The sequence below is a fragment of the Allobosea sp. RIT-PG3_2 genome (assembly GCF_057321085.1).
In genome coordinates, this window is sequence record NZ_JBXWCA010000002.1 from 283,389 (window position 1) to 302,863 (window position 19,475).

The window sequence follows — 19,475 nt, forward strand, 5'->3', positions numbered from 1 at the left end:
CGGGCTCTAGCGGATCAGCTTCGAGACCGGCCTGAACTGCGGGTGCTCGGCCGTCCGCAGCCATTCGAACAGCACCATTTCGGTGGTGACGATCTCGGCGCCGTGCCCCGCCATGCGGCGCAGCGCGATCTCGCGCGATTCCGGGGCCCGCGAACCGATCGCATCGGCGACCACGATCACCCGCCGACGATGCTCGAGCAGGGTCAGCACCGTCTGGCCGACGCAGACATGCGCCTCGCAGCCGCAGACCACCAGCTCGCGATCGCCCGCGACGGCATTGAGGAAAGCGGGTTCGGCGCAGGCGTCGAAGCTCATCTTGGTGACGACCGGCCCGGCCCCGGCCAGTTCCGGCACTGTCGCGCCGAGACCACGCGGATTCTGCTCGGTCAGGATCGTGGATATGTCGAGCAGGCGCGCCGCCTCGACGAGACGCCCGGCATTGAGCAGCGCCTTGTCGCCGGCATGAATCGCGGGCATCAAACGCGCCTGGAAATCGATGATGACCAGCATCGCGTTCCCGGCGGACAGCAGCGGCATACCAGCTCCCTTCTCGCTTTCCCGCCAGCCTAGCATGACAAGCGCCGGAGAAACCCATGGTGGCGAAGGCCGTCAACTCTCGACCTGCCCCGCCCTGGTCGCAAGGCCGCTCCCACGACGCGCCTCTGGCGCATGGCAAGAGCTGACATTAAGTTCCAGCATTCCCAAGACGCAGATACGATCGCGGTTTTTATGGACAAGCGGCTCGACACACAGATTCCTGCCGCGCCGCTGACGCCTGCGGATATCCGCTCGATCCTGATCGGCATCATGCTGGCCATGTTCCTGGCCGCGCTCGACCAGACGATCGTCGCGACCGCGCTGCCGACGATCGGCCGTGAACTCAACGACGTGACGCATCTGTCCTGGATCGTGACGATCTACCTGCTCGCCGCGACAGCCGTCACGCCGCTCTACGGCAAGCTCGCCGACATCCATGGGCGTCGCGTGGTGCTGCTTTCTGGCATCGTCGTCTTCGTGATCGGGTCGATCGCCTGCGCGCTGGCGCCTTCGCTCTGGCTGCTCGTGCTGGCGCGCTTCATTCAGGGCCTCGGCGGCGGCGGGCTGATCGCGCTCGCGCAGACCATCGTTGCCGATATGGTGCCCCCCAAGGAGCGCGGGCGCTATCAGGTCTATTTCGCCAGCGTCTTCATGTCGTCCTCGCTGCTTGGGCCCGTTCTCGGCGGCGTCCTGGCGGAGCAATTGCATTGGTCGGTGATCTTCTGGATCAACCTGCCGCTCGGCCTCGGCGCCTACTGGATGACGAGCGGGGCGTTGAAACGCCTGCCGCGCCACGAGCACCCCCACAAGCTCGACGTGATCGGCGCCGTGCTGATGATGCTGGCGACGGTGTCGCTTCTGCTCGCCCTGTCCTGGGGCGGCACCGCCTATCCCTGGCGCTCCCTGCCGATCGCAACGTTGATCGGCGTCTCGCTGCTGCTGTGGGCGCTGTTTGCCTGGCGATTGCGCACAGCCTCCGAACCGCTGATCCCGCTCGACCTGCTCGGCAACCGCGTCGTGCGCCGGGGCACGCTGGCGGCCGGCTTCGGCATGGGCACCTTCATCGGCCTCACCATCTATCTCCCGCTCTATTTCGAGACCGTGATGGGGCTGAGCGCCACCCATTCCGGCCTCGGCCTGCTGCCTCTGACCTGCGGCACCGTCGTCGGTGCGACCAGTTCCGGCCGGGCGATGTCTCATCTCACCCATTACAAGCGCGTTCCGATGGTCGGGCTGTTCGTGGCGCTTACCGGCACGGCCGTGCTCGCCGCGTTCTCGGGGCAGCTCGCGCTGCTGCCCTTCTCCGTGCTGCTCGCCATCGTCAGCATCGGCTTCGGCACGCTGCTGCCGGTCGCCACCGTCTCGATCCAGAACGCGGTGACCGTTCATCAGCTCGGCACGGCCACGGCCGTCGCCAATTTCTTCCGTCAGATCGGCGGGGCGCTGATCGTCGCGATCTTTGGTGCGATCGTGCTCGGCGGCGTCGGCGGCGCGGCCGCGCAGCTCTCGCCAGAAGCGCTCAAGCTCGGCACGGTCGATCGGGAAACGATGGTGACGCTGTTCCGCTACGTCTTCGGCGCGGCAAGCCTCGGCTTCGGCTGCGCCCTCGTCTCGCTCGCCCTGATGGAGCAATTGCCGCTGCGCGGCCGGGCGGTCGAAGCGGCCAACGCGGTCGGCGGCGAATAGGAGTTCGGCCGGAACCGCTCGCTGCGACTGCGCGTTGCCTTGAGCCCGTCATCCATCCGGGCCAGCATGCCAGCATCCGCAGCAGGAGTTCCCGCCATGTCCGATCTCGTCGTCATCGTCTATTCGACCGAGGCCCGCGCCGAGGAGATGCGCCAGAAGCTGATCGGGTTGCAGAAGGAATATCTGATCGAGATCGGCGATGCCGCCATCGCTGTGATGCAGGACGGCGGCAAGGTGAAGCTCAACCAGCTCCTGAACACGACGGCGATGGGCGCGGTCTCCGGCTCGTTCTGGGGCCTGCTGATCGGCGCGATCTTCCTGATGCCGGTCTTCGGGGCGGCGCTTGGCGCGGCGTCCGGCGCGCTCGGCGGCGCGCTGACTGATTACGGCGTCAACGACAAGTTCATGAAAGACCTGTCCGGCAGCCTGCAACCCGGCAATGCGGCGCTGTTCGTGCTGATCAACAAGGTGACCGGCGACAAGGTTCTGGAAGCGATCCGCGGCACCGGCGGCACCGTGCTCAAGACCTCGCTCGACCGCGCGCAGGAGCAGAAGCTGCGCGATGCGCTGGCCGACGCGCATGGCGCGACGCCGGCGGCGGCCCAGACGCCGCCCGAGCCCTACCCGCAGGGAACGGGCGCGCCTTCGCCGGTGGGCTGAAAATCAAGGCACGTCATGGTCGGGCTCCGCCCGAGCATCTCCTGCACGAGATTCTCGGGACAGCGCTGCGCGCGCCCGAGAATGACGGCTGATTCAGTCGCGCAGCAGCTCGTTGATGCCGGTCTTGGAGCGCGTCTGCGCGTCGACCGTCTTGACGATGACGGCGCAGGAGAGCGCCGGGCCCGGCGTGCCATCCGGGAAAGGCTTGCCCGGCAGCGAGCCCGGCACCACCACCGAATAGGGCGGCACCTTGCCGACATGGACCTGACCGGTCGCGCGGTCGACGATCTTGGTCGAGGCCGAGATGAAGACGCCCATGGAGAGCACCGAGCCCTCGCCGACGATCACGCCCTCGACCACCTCGGAGCGGGCGCCGATGAAGCAGTTGTCCTCGATGATGGTCGGGTTGGCCTGCAGCGGCTCGAGCACGCCGCCGATGCCGACGCCGCCGGAGAGATGCACGTTCTTGCCGATCTGGGCGCAGGAGCCGACCGTCGCCCAGGTATCGACCATGGTGCCCGTGTCGACGAAGGCGCCGATGTTGACGAAGGACGGCATCAGCACGACGTTCGGCGCCAGGAACGAGCCCTTGCGCGCGGCGGCCGGCGGCACGACGCGGAAGCCGGCAGCGCGGAAGCGGTTCTCGCCCCAGCCCTCGAACTTCGACGGCACCTTGTCCCAGAACACGCCCTCGCCCGGGCCGTTGGCGATGATCATGTTGTCGGTCAGGCGGAAGGAGAGCAGCACCGCCTTCTTCAGCCACTGATGCACGACCCAGTCGGCGCCCTGCTTCTCGGCGACGCGAGCGGTACCGGCATCGAGCATCTCGATCGCCTGCTCGACGGCCTCGCGCACCGCGCCCTTGGTGGAGATGCCGATCTCGGCCCGGCTCTCCCAGGCGGCGTCGATGGTAGCGGCAAGATCGGCGAGGGACATCAGACGGCTCCGGCAGGGTTCGAAAGATCGCGGCGAGCGATGGCGGATGAGGGGCTCCGCGTCAAGCCGGGCGGCGACGCAGCAGGTAGGTATCCATGATCCAGCCGTGCCGGGCACGGGCCTGCGCCCGAACACGGGTGATCTCGGTGGAGAGTTCGGCGAGCGGGCCGGCAAGCAGGATCTCGTCCGGCGTGCCGAGATAGGCGCCCCAGAAGATGTCGAGCCCCTCGGGATCGAGCTTCGCGAAGGCCTGCTCGCCATCGAGCATCACGACGACGCTGTCCTGATCGGCCGGAAAGCCCGCCGCCAGCCTGCGCCCCGTCGTGACCAGGATCGGCGCGCCGATGCTGTTGAGGGGAATGCGGTGGCGCGCCGCCAGCACCTGGACGCTGCTGATGCCGGGATAGACCTGCCAGTCGATGGCGAGGCCGGATGCGACGACCCGCTCCATGATCCGCAAGGTGCTGTCGTAGAGCGCAGGATCGCCCCAGACGAGCAGCGCGCCGGTCTGCCCTTCAGCCAGTTCGGCCTCGAAAAGGGCGCGATAGCTGGCGGCGATGCGCTCATGCCAGTCGTCGACGACGCCGCGATAATCGCTGCCGGCTTCCGCTCGCTGCGGAATCGCGACGGGGATCGTGCGATAGCCGGGCGTTCGGATGAAGCGCGCGCATATAGCTTCGCGCAGGGCACGCAGCGCCGCCTTTTCTTCGCCCTTGTCGGGGATGAACAGCACGTCGGCGCGGTTCAGCGCCTCGATGGCCTCGACCGTCATATGGTCGGGATTGCCGGCCCCGATGCCGATGATGAGGATGTTGCGCATGCCGCTCCGAAGGTTCGCAGCGGCTTACCATGGCCCGCACCGGGAATGCGAGATCAGGCCCGGCCGAGCACCACCATGCGCGCGAGGTCGGGTTGGGGAACAGGCGCCGCGCTCAACGCCAGCGCCGCCTGAAGCGCCTCCAGATCCGCCGCGAGGCGCGGGTGCCAGCCGCAAGGGCATGGCTGATCGCCGCGATGAGCATCCGCCACCTCTCTGTAGACCGACCCGACCGCTTCCGCCGCCAGCTCGATCAGCGCCAACGGCGGCAGGTGAGTATCCCGGAGCGCCGCGCAAAAAGCTGTCATGACCGCCTCGCGGAGATGGCCGCGGGCAGCTTCGAGCGATTCGGCGCTTCCCTGTTCAGGCGGCACGATCGATACCCTTCATGGCGGGATGGCGGCGGTTTGGCGGCCCCTGTTCGGGCAAGGTCACGGCCAGCAGATCGACGAGGCGCTGCATGCGCGGCGGCAGAGCCGAATCGGCGGCGAGATCGCCGGGACCCTTGGCCAGAGCGAGCGCGCGGCGCAGCTCCGGCCGGGTTGCGCCGGTGCGGACGATCTCGCGAATGATGATCTCGTCGATCCGGCCGATCGCGGCCGCGACATCCACCTCGGTGACCCCACCCATCCCGGTACCTCCGTCGGTTGATTCACTGATCGCCGGGAGAGATAGGCAGGACTGAGATTCGATGCAAGCCTTTGTTATTACTACATAAATAGAACTATTCGAAGGTAACGGGCCACTCTCGCTCGCAAGCGTGACCGGAAAATGACGCCGCCGGCTCAGATATCGCGGACGATCTCCAGACGAGCGCCATGAGCAAGGCCGCTATCGAGCGTGAGGTCGTCGGGGCCATAGAAAGACACCGCGTAGGAGCCCTGACCATGGCGGACGAGATGCGCAGCCGGTCCCGCTGCGGCAGAGCCACGCGGCTCGACCAGCGACAAGGTCTGCCGTTCGATGCGGAACTGCACGAGGCCGAAACCGAGGCCGGGAACGCCGCCCGTGGCGACAGGCTCGCGTCCGAGCAAGGCACGGTAGCGCGCCGTCGAGGTGGCGAGATCCTGAACCGCGACGGTGATGCCGGCCACCCCCGTCACGCCATTGGCATGACGACGCGCCTCACCCTTGGGGACGCGCAGATCGCGCGGCGTGACGTCGGTGACCAGGAACGGGATGTCGGGCTCGGGCGGGCGGGCCGAGCGCCAGGCGATGCGTGTGCCGTCGGGCTGGAGGCGGCCGCCCTCGATCGGCCCGTCCATGACGATGCCGGCGGCGCGGGCACGGGCGAGATCGGCGTCGAAATCATCCGGCAGCACGGCATAATCGACGAGGCCGGGGCCGGCGCGATCCAGCACCTGCCACCAGCGGAACCCCGGCACCGGGCGCGGAAAGGCGATGATCTCGAGATAGGCGCCGTCCTCGAACACGACCAGCGCATTGCGAGAGCCGCGCGGATGCTCGCCGCCGGGCAGCACGGTGAAGCCGAGCGCCGTGTAGTCCCGCGCCGCGGCGTCGAGATCGGTGACGGCGATGACGATATGGTCGATCGAAAGCGGCATGGTCGCGACTCCCTGTCGATGCTGGATTCAGGCGCTCTGCGCGATGGCCTCGATCTTGTCGATGCCGCCGAGCTGGGGGGCGAAGCTCGCCCAGACCTTGCGGGCGCCGTCCTGCCAGCCGGCGCGGTCCTCGGCCGGCACGACCTTGCCGCCTTCGGATGCGGCCTTGGCCATCGAGGCCGCTTCGTCAGCCAGCATCAGCTCGTCGAAATAGGCAGTTCCTTCCGCGACGGCGGCGGCCAGCGCCTCGCGGTCCGGCAGCGCCAGCGCCTTCCAGAACGGCGCGGCGAACATCACGACCCCGGTCGCCCAGATGTGGCCGGTCTCGATCAGGACGGGCACGACCTCGTGGAGCCGGAAGCCGACATAGGCGGATTTGGTCAGGTCCATGCAGTCGACCACGCCGGTCTTCAGGGCGTTGTAGGTCTCGGGGATCGGGATCGGCGTCGGATAGGCGCCGAAGCCGGACCAGAGCGCGGTATGGAGCGGGCTCTGGATGACGCGGATGCGCTTGCCCCTGACGGAGGCCGGCGTCGTCAGCGGTTCCTTCGCCAGCAGATGGCGGGCGCCGTAATTGATGAAGCCGGGCACGACGAAGCCCTGCGCCTCGTAGCGCGCCTTGAGCTCGCCGCCCAGCGGCCCGGCCAAGACGCGCCCGAGATGATCCCTGTCGCGGAACATGAAAGGCAGGTCGAGTACCTGCCCCTCCGGCACCCAGGCGGAAAGCGAGGACACCGTCGAGAGCGCCGCCTGGATCGAGCCGAGCCGCAGCCCCTCGGCGACTTCCTTCTCGCCGCCGAGCGCGGCGTTGGGCACGATGCGCAGATCGAAACGCCCCGGCGCGGTGCGCGCCAGGATCTCGGCGATCCGCCGCCAGATCCTGGTTTCCGGCTTGTCCTCGCCGAGCAGCGAGGCGACCGTGACCGGGCGCCCGGCGGCCAAGGCCTTTCCACTCAGGACAGCCGGCGCGGCGACGAGGCCGGCGGCTGCTTGACGGCGTGTGATCAGCAAGGGCTTGCCTCCTTCGGCGCTGATCGGGGGATCGCCCGAAACCGCTCCCCCGGCAAGAGGCAACAGCCGTTCAGCCGCCGAAGCTGCCTTCGAAGACGGTCGCGCTGATCGGGTTGCGCTGGCTCGGCGTCTCGCGCGCCTGCAAGGCTTCCGGAAGCTGCGCCTTGTCACCGGGCTTGCCGATGGCGACGGCCGCCTCGACGCGGTAGCCGGCCGGCACCTTTAGTTCCGACCGCGCGCGCTGGAGATCAAAGCCGACCATGCCATGCGCCTGCCAACCGAGCCGCACGGCCTGGAGGGCGAGATTGGCCCAGGCGGCTCCGGCATCGAAGGAATGGCTGTGGGACGGCACTTCCTCCGACTTGCCGGGCACCGCCATCGCTTCCTTCGAGACGATGACGACGAGGGCTGCCGCGTGCTTCGCCCAGGACTGGTTGAACTCGTTGAGCAGGCCCAGCAGCGTCGGCCAATGGGCCGAGTCGCGCCGCGCATAGATGAAGCGCCAGGGCTGCGAATTGTAGGAAGACGGTGCCCAGCGCGCCGCCTCGAACAGCGCCTTCAACTCGGCTTCGGAGATGATCTCGTTGGTGAAGGCGCGCGGCGACCAGCGCTCGAGGAAGAGCGGGTCGATATCGTGATCGGCGGTGCGGCTGTTGGCGGTGTTGGTCATCGAACGTCCTGACGGCAGATTGGCGGCGGCGCGAACCACCTCCGATGGAATTCCCTGCGGAGGCGTTCGGCAGGATCGGCACACGCGATCAGGCGGTCAAGGAAAGGAAAATCTTTAAAAAGATCCATTCCGGCAACGCCTTGCCATCAAACGAACCCGACAGGGCACGGCGCCTCTATCGCATAAACTCTTTGCCGGAAGCCATCACTCTTGCGTGAAACGCATAACAAGCGCGTACGCGATACGCGCGGGAGGTCATCGCAATTCCGCTGGCCCGCCTGATCGGATATCGAGGAACGAAGCAGCCGCCGGAGATGATGATGCGCGATACCCATGAGATTTCCTCCAGCCGGTTGCATGCGACGATCAGGGCCCAGGGCGGCGAGTTGATAGCGCTGAGCACTGAGGACGGGCCGGCGCTCTGGCATGGCGGCCCGGAATGGCCGCGCCATTCACCGGTGCTGTTTCCGATCGTGGGGCGCCTCACCGACGATACCTTGATCCACGAAGGACAGCCCTACCGGCTGACGCAGCACGGCTTCGCCCGCGACAGCCTGTTCAGCTGGGTCGAGCGAAGCGCCGACCGCGCCGTGCTGGAGTTGCGGGACAGCGCGGAGACCTTGGCGCACTACCCGTTCCGCTTCGTGCTGCGGATGATCTACGCGGTCACCGACGATACGCTGTCGGTGACCACGCAGGTGAGCAACCCGGCGGAGACGAAGCTGATCTGCGGCGTCGGCGCCCATCCCGCCTTCCTCTGGCCGCTGGCCGAGGGGATCGCGAAGGAGGCTCATCGCCTGACCTTTCCGCAAGCCGAGCCGGGGCCGGGCCTGAGCGTCGACGGCGGTTTGCTCGGACCAGCGATCCCTCTGCCTTTCGCGGGCACCGAACTCCCGCTCGCCGAGGGGCTGTTCGCCAACGATGCGATCGTGATCGCGGACGTCGCCAACCGCTCGGTGCGCTTCGCAGCACGCGACGACGCCGGGCGGGAGCGACGCTCCCTGACCGTAAGCTGGGAGGGCTACAAGGATCTCGGCATCTGGTCGAAACCGACCGGCGCGCCGTTCCTGTGCATCGAGCCCTGGTACAGCATGGCGAGCCCGGCCGGCTGGCAGGGCGAGTTCGCGGCCAAGCCGGGCATCCTGACCCTGGCGCCGGGCGAAAGCCGCGACTTCACCTGGCGCGTGACGCTCTAGCCCTCACTTCTTCTCGATGTTCCAGAACAGCATCACCGGCGCTGGCAGCACGCCGGCGACATTGGTGCGTCGCGCATAGGGCTGGTCGAACTGGCCGAGCACGCGATAGGGCTGCATCTCGGCGAGGCGCTTATGCAGCGCTTCCAGCGCGATCTTGCGGCTGGCGTCGTCGGGCGCATCGACAAAGGCGCCACGCAGCTTCTCCGCCTCGGCATCGCAGGGCCAGCCGGCCCAGGCCCGCTCGCAGGCCATGTTGGTGCCGATATTGGTCAGCGGCGATTGCATCGTCGCGCCCGAGGCATAGGTGACGAAGAGGTTCCAGCCGCCCTGATCGGGCAGGCTCTTGTTCTGCTGGCGCGTGGTGACGGCGCCCCAGTCCGCGAACTGGACGTCGACGTTGAAACCGACAGCCTTGAGCTGCGACGCCGCGACCTCGGCCATGCGGCCGATCGGGGCGATATCGTTGCTGGTCGAGAGCACGAGCTTCTCGCCCTTGTAGCCGCTCTCCTTGAGGAGCTGGCGCGCCCTCTCCAGGTCGGGCTTGGCGTAGCCTTCCGCACCGGCCTCGATGCCGTTCGGGCCGCCGCAGATGAAATAGGCGTTGCAGCGCTTCCACCATTCCTCGTCGCCGAAGCCGGCGGCGAGGAAGTCCGCCTGATCGGTGGCATAAGCCAAGGCGAGCCGGGCCTTCGGGTTGTCGAAGGGCGGGTGGAGATGGTTCGGCCGCAGCATCACCTGATTGGCGAGGTTGGAATAGCGCTCGACCTTGACTTGGCTGTTGGCGGAAACGATCGGGATCAGGTCCTGGCTCGGCTGCTCCCAGATGTCTATCTCGCCGGTCTGGAGCGCGGCGGCCGCGGTCGCCGCATCGGGCATGATCAGCCATTCGACCCGGTCGACCTTGACGACGCGGCCGCCGGCGAGCCCGTCGGCCGGCTCGGAACGCGGGACATAATCGGGGTTGCGGTCGTAGACGATCTTCGAGCCGCTGCGCCATTCCTCGCGGTTGAACCTGAACGGGCCGGAGCCGATCGTCTCGGTGATCGGCTTCATCGGATCGCTCTTGGCGTCGGCCTCTCGCATGATCACCGGGATCTGTCCGACGGCCGAGCCGAGCGCGAAGGGCACGAGAGCCAGCGGGCGCTTCAGCTTGAGCCTGAAGGTGGCATCATCGACCACCTCCATGCCCTCGGTGTATTCGCCGAGCTTGCCGCCGATGGTGTCGCGCTTCATCCAGCGGGCGAGCGAGGCGACGACGTCCTTCGTGGTGACCGGCTGGCCATCGTGGAATTTGAGGCCGGGACGCAGCTTGAAGGTCCAGCTCAGCTTGTCGGGCGCGGTCTCGAAGCTCTCGACCATCTGCGGCTTCGGCTGGAGATTCGCATCCCAGGCGAAGAGCGTCTCGTAGATCATCAACCCGTGCATGCGGGTGATGACGATGGAGGCGGCGACCGGATCGAGCGTCTTGAGGTCGGCATGTGGCGCGACGCGCAGGACGCGGTTCGCGGCCGGCTGTGCCTGCGCCAACACCGGTAATGGCAGCAGCGCGGATGCGGTCAGTAGCAGCGCTGCAGCGAAACGGGGCAGTTGCATCGGGACGTCCTCCTCCATCGTCGTCGACCGCAGCGCTCCGGACGAGCCGCCCTAGCCGACGCGGTTCATTTGCAGGATCCTTGCCCGGTGCCCGGCCACCCGCAAGCCGCGATCGGCATCGAGCCAGAGGCAGGGCCGCGAGCGCCAGGGGCCGTGAAGCAGTTCGGCCAGCGCCCGGCCGTTCGGCAGCGGCATCAAACGCGAGACCGTTCCACCAGAAGGCCAGGGCATCAGGGCGGTGCCGCCCGCCCGGATCTCGATCTCGGTGCCGAAGCCCGGATCGCGCCAGCGCCCGACCAGCCGTTCATCAAGCGCCGTATCCGCCGGCACCCGCCGGAGCGAGCGCCGTACGCCGCCGATCAGGCCGGTGAGCCTGTCGTCCCCGTCCTGCTTCAGACGGATGTCGAGATAGACGGGCAGGCTGCGCAGGCCACCATCGCCGTCCTCGACGAGGCGCTCATAGCCACCCATGAAACTGATCGAATCCGGCGTCAGCTCGGCCCAGAACGGGCCTTCGTCGGCCACGAACAACCCGGTCGGCGCCTTCGCCGCCGCAGGCATTTCCTGTCCGAGCAGGGCGGCGAGGACCGTCAGGGCGGGCCAGAGCGCCTCCTCCTCGCGATTGGTCAGGACGACCACGCCGACGCCCAGAGCCGGCGCTATCAGCATATGGTTGCGATAGCCGGTCAGCGAGCCGCCATGGCCGACGATTTCGGTTGCCCCGAGGCGGCTGCAGACCAGCCCGAGCCGATAGACGCTCTCGCTTCCGTCAGAGAAATGGCGCGGTGCCGTCAGGCGCTCCAGCATGCCGGCGAGCGGCCCGCGCCCCGCGAGCAGGGCGGAGGCCCAGCCGGCGAGATCGGCGGCGGAGCCGGCGATGCCGCCGGAGGCGGAGAAGTGGAAACCGTAATGGCCGCGCCGCCAGCTTTCGCCGTCACGCCAATAGCCCGTGGCGAGGCCGGGCACGATCTCGGCCGCGTCATAGGGCAGGCGGAAGGAGAGGCCGAGATCACCGGACAGCTCGGCGACGATGTCCCTGTAGGGCCTGCCCGTGATCAGCTCCAGGATGCGCTGGCCCAGCCGCCAGCCCGTATTGGAATAGGCCATCTCGGTGCCAGGAGCCGCGCTCAGCGACGGAAACCGGCAGGCGAGCGCGTATATTTCCTCGGCGCTGAGCGTCGCCGTGAAAGGCACGCCCTGCTGCCAGAAGGCCTCCATCATGTCAGGCAGGCCGCCGGTCATGTCGAGGGCGCGGCCGAGTTCGACCTCGGCCAGCGGCTTGGGCAGCTCGGTCAGCCAGCGGCCGAGCGGCGCATCGAGCGGCACGCCTTCGCGCAGCAGCGCGATCGCCAGCAGATGCTTGCTGATCGAGGCGAAGCGGTTCGGCGTCTGCGGCGTGAAGGGCAGGTTGTGGTCGATGCTGGCGAGGCCGCCGGCGAAAGCCTCACGCACCCCGTCGCGATCGAACAGGACGACCGCGCCGCCGGGCCCGGCGTCGCGCTGCCAGTTCGCAACGATCTCGTTCGCACGCGCGGCGGCGCGCATCCAGTCCGGAGCCATGCGCCTGCCCTCTCAGCCTTGCGGCCGGGCTTCGCCGAGCAGATTGCGCAGCGCCCGCATGAAGACGCGCGCGCCCGTGTCGATGGCGTCATCCGGGAAATCGAAATCCGGATTGTGCAGATTCGCAGTGTCGCCAGACCCGAGCAGGAACATTGCCGATTTGGACTTGCCGCCGAACAGGCCGAAATCCTCGGAGCCGCGCGACGGTTTCGTCGGGCCGTGCGGCACCTTTTCCTCGTCCATCGCCCGGCGCAGCATCGCCACCGCCTCCGGCTCGTTCTCGCAATGGTGGAAGATGTCGTGATAGCTCAGTTCGGCTTCGAGCCCGCCGGCCTCCGCGACCTCGCGCACCAGAGCCTCGGCCTTTTCGCAGAGCGCGCCCATCTGCGCGTCGTTGACGGTGCGCAGCGTCACCCAGAGCTCGCCGCGGCCGGGCGCGATGCCGAAGGCCGGCTCGCCGATCCCCGCATGGGTGACGGTGGCGAGCGCGAAATTCGCATCGAGCGCGCCGCCCGGCCCGAGCACCGTCAATTCCGGGATCAAGCGCGCGATGGCGGGAGCCGGCGAACGGCCATGCTCCGGCGTCGAGGCATGCGTGGTCTCGCCGTTGAGGACGATCTTCAGGCCGCGCGAGGCGCAATTGGCCGCGCCTTCCGAGATGCGCGTGTGGCCGACGGGAATTCCCGGCCGGTTGTGCAGGGAGAAGGCGTAGTCCGGCACGATCTCGTCGAATTTCGGATCGGCGATGACGGCTGCGGCGCCCGCGCCGGTCTCCTCCGCGGGCTGGAACAGCAGGATGGCGCGGCCGCGCTTCGGCGGATTGCGCTGCAGCCCGCGCGCCAGGCCGGCAAGAATGGTCATATGGCCGTCATGGCCGCAGAGATGGCCCTTTCCGGGAATTTCGGAGCGATGGTCGCTGGTCGAGAGCTCCTCGATCGGCAGCGCGTCCAGCTCGGCGCGGATCATCACCGTCGGGCCGGGCTCGGCGCCCTCATAGATCGCGGCGACGCCATGGCCGCCCAGCTCCGTGACGATGCGGTCGGGCTGTGTCGGCTTGAGGAATTCGACGATGGTCGCGGCGGTCTCGCCTTCCTCGCCCGAGATCTCCGGCCTCCGGTGCAGCCGATGTCTGAGATCGACGAGATCGACCATATCGCTGTTGGTCAGGAACACGGATGAGCCTCCCGGGCGTATTTTCATTGCATCGGATTTTCCCGGAAAGTGGGCTCCACTTTTCGGTCCGAATGCCGGAGCCGGCACGATCGCCGGCTCTTTCGGGAGAGGTTCGACAATTCATCCGCTTCGACAACCCGCATCATCGCCGGGGGCGGCATGCGCGGGGCGGTGTCAGCCGCCGAGTTCGGCCTCGACCTCGGCGTCGAAGGCCTGCGCCAGCATGGCGCGACAGGCCTCGGCCTGCTCGCGAGCAGTATCGAGAGCGATGTGGGGCATGATTTCCGCAAGGTCGCGGAGCGCGAAATCGACCGCCGACATCAGGCCGAGCGCTGGCTCGCTAGGGGCGGAAGACTGTTGCAGGCGGCGGAACGCGATGACCTGACCCATAGGCATACTCACACTGAAGCCGAATCGGCCTTCACTGTGCGGGGTGAGACTTCAGAAAGTGGTTAACGGCAGAATTGCGGCCGGCACGCCGCGTCAACCATAGCCGTGAAGGCTGGCGCCATGGCGCTTCAGCCAGGCCTCGGCCTCTTCCGTATGGGGGCAAAGCTTGTGGGTCAGCGCCCAGAAGCGATGCGAGTGGTTCATCTCCTTGAGATGCGCCACCTCATGGGCTGCGAGATAATCGAGCACGGAGGGAGGCGCGAGAATCAGCCGCCAGGAGAAGTTGAGATGGCCCTGCGAGGAACAGGAGCCCCAGCGGCTCGTGGTGTCGCGGATGGTGATCTTGCGCGCGGGGATGCCCAGCGCCGCTGTATGGCGGCGCACAGCCTTCTCCAGATCCTCGAGCGCGAGGCGCCGCAGGAAATCCTTGACCCGGCGCGACACATGGGCGCCCTCGCCCGCGACCGCGATGATCGGCGCGCCGTCCTTGTCCTGCGTCGCCTGCGTCAGCCCGCGCGCCTTCGACCAGTGGACGATGCGATGCGGCACGCCGCGCAGCGGAACGGCATGGCCGGGCTCGAACGGCACGGCGAGCGGGCGCTTGGCGACGCGTGCCGCGATCCAGCCGCCATGATTCTCGGCGAAGGCGCGCCCGGCGGCAAAGTCGGCGCGCTCGGGCAATGTCAGGGTGATCTCGCCGTTCGCCTGCGAGACGCGCAACGTCATCCGCCGCGCCGTGGCGCGGCGCTTGACCAGGACGGGATAGCGCGTCCCGGCATGCACGACCTCGATCCGGTCGGGGTCCGGCTGGCGCCTGAACAGGGAGATGCGCATCGCCCGCGATTGTGCGGGATTCGCAGGCGATGGGGAAGTGGCTGTCAGCCGACGACCTTCAGAGCCTTGCGCTGCTCGGTCGCGCTATCGTTCCGGCGGTCCTTGGCGGCCTCCATGTCGAGGCTGACCATGAAGTCGGAGATGCGCGGCTGAATCTCAGAGCGGAAGCGCGAGCCGTTGAAGACGCCGTAATGGCCGACCTTCGGCTGGAGGTAGTGAACGCGCTTCTCGGCGGGAATGTTGACGCACAGATCATGCGCCGCCTTGGTCTGGCCGACCCCGGAGATGTCGTCATTCTCGCCCTCGACCGTCATCAGCGCGACCCTGCGGATCGCCTTGAGATCGACCGGCTTGTCGCGATGCATCATCTCGCCCTTGGGCAGGGCATGCTGGACGAAGACGGTGTCGACGGTCTGCAGGTAGAACTCCGCCGTCAGGTCCATGACCGCGAGATATTCGTCGTAGAACTCGCGGTGCTTCTCGGCGGAATCGCCGTCGCCGCCGACGAGATGCTTGAACATGTCGTAATGGGCGGTGACATGGCGGTCCATGTTCATCGCCATGAAGCCCGAGAGCTGCATGAAGCCGGGATAGACCTGCCGGAACGCGCCCATATGCGGGAACGGCACCACCGTGATGCAGTTGCGGCGGAACCAGTCGGTGCCGCGCTCCATGGCGAGCTGGTTGACCGCCGTCGGCGAGCGCCGGGTGTCGATCGGGCCGCCCATCAGCGTCATCGAACGCGGTGCACAGGGATCGGCCTCGGCCTCCATGCGCGCCACGGCGGCGATGACCGGGACGGAGGGCTGGCAGATCGCCATGACATGGGTATCCGGACCCAGCGTCTGGAGCATACCGATGACGTAGTCGATGTAGTCGTCGAGATCGAACCGGCCGGCGGCCATGGGCACGAGGCGCGCATCCACCCAGTCGGTGATGTAGACCTCATGGCCGGGCAGGAAGGCCTCGACCGTGCCGCGCAGCAGCGTGGCGTAGTGGCCCGACATCGGCGCCACCAGCAGGACCTTCGGCTGCGGCTTGCGCCGGCCCTGAATCTTGCGGTCGAAATAGACGAGCTTGCAGAACGGCCGCTCCCAGACCACCCGCTCCTCGACCAGCACCTTGACGCCGTTGATCGTGGTCTCGTCGAGCCCGAAGGCCGGCTTGCCGTAGCGGCGCGTCACGCGCTCGAACAATTCGCAGGAGGCCGCGACCGAGCGCCCGAACGACGTGTAGGTCAGCGGATTGGCCGGGTTCTTGAAAGCCAGATGCATCGCATCGGAAACACCCCGGACCGGGCTCACCATCATGTGAACCGCTTCATAGGCATGATAGGCAAACGACATGGTGGCCCCGTACATGCGATGTCCTTCCGGCGGCGCAACAAAAGATGATGCGTCGCAACAACGCACCTTACGTTGATTTTGTTCTCATTCAACCCGGCTAAAGGCTAAGATTCTCCTGCCATGTGGATGAACCCCTTATTTCCGCGCCCGCTGGAAGCCGCTGAGAAGGCCGATCGCCAGTGAGTGTCTCGGATCTCTCGGCCCCGCTGCTCGCCCGCACGGGCCGCCATTTGCGGCTCGACACGCTGGTCAGGCTGCGCTGGCTCGCCATCGTCGGGCAGAGCGTCGCGGTCGCCGGCGTGCATTTCGGCCTCGGCTTCTCTCTGCCCTTCGGCTGGTGCTTCATCGTCATCGCCGTCTCGGCCTCGCTGAACATCGCCCTGCGCATCCGCTTTCCGCTGAGCCATCGGCTGAAGGACGGCCCCGCAACGGCGCTGCTCGGCTTCGACATCGCCCAGCTCGCCGCCCTGCTCTACATGACCGGCGGCCTGCAGAACCCGTTTGCGATCCTGTTCCTGGCGCCGGTGATGATCTCGGCGACGGCCCTGCCGCCGCACCGCACATTGCTGCTCGGCCTGCTGGCGATGGTGCTGGCGACGCTGCTCAGCCGCTTCCACCTGCCGCTGCCCTGGGCCGGCGCGGACCGGCCGGTGCTGCCGCCCTTCTACCAGCTCGGCAACTGGGTCGCGCTCGTGCTCGGCCTCGCCTTCACCGGCATCTATGCCTGGCGCGTCGCCAAGGAGGCACGCGACCTCTCGGACGCGCTCGCCGCGACCGAGCTGGTGCTGGCGCGCGAGCAGCATCTCTCCCAGCTCGACGGGCTCGCCGCGGCCGCCGCCCATGAGCTCGGCACCCCGCTCGGCACCATCGCGCTAGTCGCCCGCGAGCTCACCCGTCTCGCCCCGCCCGATGGCGAGATGGCCGAGGACATCGCGCTGCTGCGCGAGCAGGTCGAGCGCTGTCGCGGCATCCTCGGAAAACTCTCCAGCCTGCAGGACGACGATGCCGGCCCGCTCGACCAGCTGACGCTCCGGCTGCTGATCGAGGAGGCTGCCGGGCCGCAGCGGCCCTTCGGCGTTCCCTTCGAGATCACCATGACCGGCGACAAGCCGGAGCCGGTCTGCCGGCGCAATCCCGGCATGATCTACGGTCTCGGCAACATCGTCGACAATGCGGTCGATTTCGCCAGTTCGACCGTGACGATCGCGGCCGAGTGGACCCAAAGCCGCGTCGTGCTGGCGATCTCCGATGACGGGCCGGGCTTCCCGCCGGACGTGCTGATGCGCGCGGGCGAGCCCTATCTTTCGCGCGGCGGCGGTGAAAACCGCGCTGGCGGCGGGCTGGGCCTGGGGCTCTTCATCGCCAAGACGCTGCTGGAGCGTGGCGGCGCGACGCTGGAATTCTCGAACCGGGCGGCCCCCGCGAGCGGCGCCTCGATCCGAATCGTCTGGCCCCGCGACATTTTTGAAGCGGATCTGCCGGCCCTAGGGGGTACCAAGCCGGAAGCATCGGCATTACATGAGCTTAGCTGATCGGAGGCCCGCGGGCCTGCGACCGGCTGTTCGAAACCACACTTCGCGCCACCGCAGCGCGCATGGACAAGCGGTCAGGAGACGATGATGCAGGATGCGCCGAGCGAAACCGACAGGGCTGATGCCCATGCGGACATGTCCCTTCTGTTGGTCGACGACGACAAACCCTTCCTCACCCGTCTCGCACGCGCCATGGAAGGCCGCGGCTATGCGGTCCGCACAGCAGACAGCGTCGCGGCCGGGCTCGCAGCCGTGGAAGAAGCCGCGCCCGCCTTCGCCGTGATCGATCTCCGCCTCGGGGACGGCAATGGGCTCGACGTGATCGCACGCCTCAAGGAACGCCGGCCGGATGCGCGCGGCGTGGTGCTGACGGGTTACGGCAACATCGCCACCGCCGTCAGCGCCGTGAAGCTCGGCGCCTTCGATTTCCTGGCGAAGCCGGCAGATGCCGACGAGATCCACGCGGCTCTCGCCGCCTCCCGCGATGCCCGGCCGCAACCGCCGGAAAACCCGATGTCGGCCGACCGCGTCCGCTGGGAGCATATCCAGCGCGTCTACGAGCTGTGCAGCCGCAACGTCTCGGAGACGGCGCGCCGTCTCGGCATGCACCGGCGCACGCTGCAGCGCATCCTGGCCAAGCGCGCTCCGCGCTGACAGGGCCATAAAGAAAGCCCGCCGGATGATGAATCCGGCGGGCTTTCTCTTGTTAGGTCGTTTCTCGGATCGGAACGCTCAGGCCGCAACTGCCCGGGCCGTGCGCCGTTCGAGCGCGACGGCGAAGGCGGCCAGGCCCAGCGCCACCAGCGGCACGACCGCCGCGATAGGCGCGATGGCGCCATAACCCAACCCCTGCGTGATGACCAAGCCGCCGAGCCAGGCGCCGAAGGCGTTGCCGAGGTTGAAGGCGGCGATGTTCAGGCTCGACGCCAGGCCCTGTCCGGCTCCGCCTGCCTGCTGAAGCACCCACATCTGCAGCGGCGCGACGGTGGCGAAGGCGGCTGCGCCCAGCGCGAATGCTGCGATGACCGCGCCGATCTGGCTGTGGAACCCGAAGCTCGAGGCGAACATCACAACGGTCATCAGCGCGATCGAGCCGATCAGTGCCGGCGCCAGAGCCTTATCCGCCCAGCGCCCGCCGAGCAGGTTGCCGACGACGAGGCCACCACCGAAGACGAGGAGGATCGGCGAGACGGCCGCCTCGCTGAAGCCGGCAAGCTCGATGAGGATCGGCTGGATGAAGGTGAAGATCGCGAAGATGCCGCCGAAGCCGAGCACGGTCATGATCAGGCCGAGCTGGACCTGCGGCCGGGTCAGCACCTTGAACTCCTCGGCAAGCGAGCCGGGGACGACGCGCTCGCGGTCTGCCGGAACGAACACGGCAAGGACGACGAAGGCGACGAGGCCGATGGCGGTCACGGCCCAGAAGGTCGAGCGCCAGCCGAAAGCGAGGCCGAGCCAGGAACCGAACGGCACGCCGAGCAGGGTGGCGAGCGTCAGGCCGGTGAACATCAGCGCGATGGCCGAGGCCTTGCGCTCCGGCGCGACCAGGCTGGTGGCGACGAGCGAGCCGACGCCGAAGAAGGTGCCGTGCGCCAGCGCCGTGACGATGCGGGCCGACATCAGCCAGCCGAAGCTCGGGGCCAGCGCGGCGGCGAGGTTGCCGAGGGTGAAGATCGCCATCAGCACCAGCAGCGTCGTCTTGCGCGGCAGGGAGCGGGTGGCGATCGTCAGGACGGGGGCGCCGACGAAGACGCCGAGCGCATAGCCGGTCATCAGCAGGCCGGCGAGCGGGATGCTGACGCCGAGATCGCTGGAAACCTGCAGCAGCAGGCCCATGATCACGAATTCGGTGACGCCGATGCCGAAGGCACCGACGGTGAGAGCATAAAGGGCAATGGGCATGAGATGCCTCCGGGGAACTGGTTCGGCCCGGAGATAGCGCCGCGAGCGCCTGTGAATTAGACTGCGG

General features: G+C 67.8%; 21 protein-coding genes. 6 read left to right on the forward strand and 15 right to left on the reverse strand.

Annotated elements, in window-relative coordinates:
• Positions 1-6: 6 nt before the first annotated feature.
• Positions 7-537 (reverse strand): isochorismatase family protein, encoded by a 531-nt coding sequence (locus tag AC2FAN_RS07070; protein ID WP_485173212.1) that lies wholly within the window; start codon positions 535-537, stop codon positions 7-9.
• 192 nt (positions 538-729) lie between these two features.
• Between AC2FAN_RS07070 and AC2FAN_RS07075 the strand changes: the two genes are divergently transcribed.
• Both AC2FAN_RS07075 and AC2FAN_RS07080 read left to right on the forward strand, forming a co-directional pair.
• Positions 730-2,223 (forward strand): MDR family MFS transporter, encoded by a 1,494-nt coding sequence (locus tag AC2FAN_RS07075; RefSeq protein WP_485173213.1) that lies wholly within the window; start codon positions 730-732, stop codon positions 2,221-2,223.
• 96 nt (positions 2,224-2,319) lie between these two features.
• Positions 2,320-2,883: a DUF1269 domain-containing protein gene (locus AC2FAN_RS07080; RefSeq protein ID WP_485173214.1), complete on the forward strand. Its 564-nt coding sequence runs from the start codon at positions 2,320-2,322 to the stop codon at positions 2,881-2,883.
• Between the two features lie 93 nt (positions 2,884-2,976).
• Here the strand turns inward: AC2FAN_RS07080 and dapD are convergent, their stop codons facing one another.
• The 7 genes from dapD to AC2FAN_RS07115 form a co-directional block, all read right to left on the reverse strand.
• Positions 2,977-3,819 (reverse strand): 2,3,4,5-tetrahydropyridine-2,6-dicarboxylate N-succinyltransferase, encoded by an 843-nt coding sequence (gene dapD, locus AC2FAN_RS07085; RefSeq protein ID WP_485173215.1) that lies wholly within the window; start codon positions 3,817-3,819, stop codon positions 2,977-2,979.
• A gap of 61 nt (positions 3,820-3,880) precedes the next feature.
• On the reverse strand, positions 3,881-4,639 hold the full coding sequence (gene cobF / locus AC2FAN_RS07090; RefSeq protein WP_485173216.1) for a precorrin-6A synthase (deacetylating): 759 nt from the start codon (positions 4,637-4,639) through the stop codon (positions 3,881-3,883).
• Positions 4,640-4,692: 53 nt separating this feature from the next.
• Positions 4,693-5,010, reverse strand: coding sequence for a hypothetical protein (locus AC2FAN_RS07095; RefSeq protein WP_485173763.1), 318 nt, complete (start codon positions 5,008-5,010; stop codon positions 4,693-4,695).
• Positions 5,000-5,266, reverse strand: coding sequence for a hypothetical protein (locus AC2FAN_RS07100; protein ID WP_485173765.1), 267 nt, complete (start codon positions 5,264-5,266; stop codon positions 5,000-5,002). Before AC2FAN_RS07100 ends, AC2FAN_RS07095 begins: the two co-directional genes overlap by 11 nt.
• A 155-nt stretch (positions 5,267-5,421) precedes the next feature.
• Positions 5,422-6,201 (reverse strand): VOC family protein, encoded by a 780-nt coding sequence (locus tag AC2FAN_RS07105; protein WP_485173217.1) that lies wholly within the window; start codon positions 6,199-6,201, stop codon positions 5,422-5,424.
• A 27-nt stretch (positions 6,202-6,228) separates the two neighbouring features.
• On the reverse strand, positions 6,229-7,212 hold the full coding sequence (locus AC2FAN_RS07110) for a TRAP transporter substrate-binding protein (RefSeq protein WP_485173218.1): 984 nt from the start codon (positions 7,210-7,212) through the stop codon (positions 6,229-6,231).
• A 70-nt stretch (positions 7,213-7,282) separates the two neighbouring features.
• Positions 7,283-7,882 (reverse strand): nitroreductase family protein, encoded by a 600-nt coding sequence (locus AC2FAN_RS07115; RefSeq protein WP_265051561.1) that lies wholly within the window; start codon positions 7,880-7,882, stop codon positions 7,283-7,285.
• 44 nt (positions 7,883-7,926) lie between these two features.
• Between AC2FAN_RS07115 and AC2FAN_RS07120 the strand changes: the two genes are divergently transcribed.
• Positions 7,927-8,100, forward strand: a complete 174-nt coding sequence (locus tag AC2FAN_RS07120; RefSeq protein ID WP_476805192.1) for a hypothetical protein — start codon at positions 7,927-7,929, stop codon at positions 8,098-8,100.
• A gap of 102 nt (positions 8,101-8,202) precedes the next feature.
• Positions 8,203-9,078 carry an aldose 1-epimerase family protein gene (locus AC2FAN_RS07125; RefSeq protein ID WP_485173219.1) on the forward strand — a complete coding sequence of 292 codons (876 nt, stop codon included), beginning with the start codon at positions 8,203-8,205 and terminating at the stop codon, positions 9,076-9,078.
• A gap of 3 nt (positions 9,079-9,081) precedes the next feature.
• On the opposite strand, the gene AC2FAN_RS07130 is transcribed toward AC2FAN_RS07125, so the two are convergent.
• From AC2FAN_RS07130 to AC2FAN_RS07155, 6 genes are all read right to left on the reverse strand, one after another.
• Complete coding sequence (locus tag AC2FAN_RS07130) at positions 9,082-10,671, reverse strand: ABC transporter substrate-binding protein (protein WP_485173220.1); 1,590 nt, start codon at positions 10,669-10,671, stop codon at positions 9,082-9,084.
• A gap of 51 nt (positions 10,672-10,722) precedes the next feature.
• Complete coding sequence (locus tag AC2FAN_RS07135; protein WP_485173221.1) at positions 10,723-12,231, reverse strand: serine hydrolase domain-containing protein; 1,509 nt, start codon at positions 12,229-12,231, stop codon at positions 10,723-10,725.
• Positions 12,232-12,243: 12 nt separating this feature from the next.
• Positions 12,244-13,404: an amidohydrolase gene (locus tag AC2FAN_RS07140; protein ID WP_265051557.1), complete on the reverse strand. Its 1,161-nt coding sequence runs from the start codon at positions 13,402-13,404 to the stop codon at positions 12,244-12,246.
• A 174-nt stretch (positions 13,405-13,578) separates the two neighbouring features.
• On the reverse strand, positions 13,579-13,794 hold the full coding sequence (locus AC2FAN_RS07145; protein ID WP_476805196.1) for a hypothetical protein: 216 nt from the start codon (positions 13,792-13,794) through the stop codon (positions 13,579-13,581).
• Positions 13,795-13,887: 93 nt separating this feature from the next.
• Complete coding sequence (locus AC2FAN_RS07150) at positions 13,888-14,628, reverse strand: M48 family metallopeptidase (protein WP_265051555.1); 741 nt, start codon at positions 14,626-14,628, stop codon at positions 13,888-13,890.
• 44 nt (positions 14,629-14,672) lie between these two features.
• On the reverse strand, positions 14,673-15,974 hold the full coding sequence (locus AC2FAN_RS07155) for a polyhydroxyalkanoate depolymerase (RefSeq protein ID WP_265054981.1): 1,302 nt from the start codon (positions 15,972-15,974) through the stop codon (positions 14,673-14,675).
• Positions 15,975-16,153: 179 nt separating this feature from the next.
• Between AC2FAN_RS07155 and AC2FAN_RS07160 the strand changes: the two genes are divergently transcribed.
• Both AC2FAN_RS07160 and AC2FAN_RS07165 read left to right on the forward strand, forming a co-directional pair.
• The gene (locus AC2FAN_RS07160; protein WP_485173222.1) at positions 16,154-17,506 is read left to right on the forward strand and encodes an ActS/PrrB/RegB family redox-sensitive histidine kinase; all 1,353 of its coding nucleotides are present in this window, start codon (positions 16,154-16,156) and stop codon (positions 17,504-17,506) included.
• 87 nt (positions 17,507-17,593) lie between these two features.
• Complete coding sequence (locus AC2FAN_RS07165) at positions 17,594-18,160, forward strand: ActR/PrrA/RegA family redox response regulator transcription factor (protein ID WP_265051553.1); 567 nt, start codon at positions 17,594-17,596, stop codon at positions 18,158-18,160.
• A gap of 78 nt (positions 18,161-18,238) precedes the next feature.
• Here AC2FAN_RS07165 and AC2FAN_RS07170 read toward each other — a convergent pair whose 3' ends face one another.
• Complete coding sequence (locus AC2FAN_RS07170) at positions 18,239-19,408, reverse strand: MFS transporter (RefSeq protein WP_485173223.1); 1,170 nt, start codon at positions 19,406-19,408, stop codon at positions 18,239-18,241.
• Positions 19,409-19,475 lie beyond the last annotated feature (67 nt).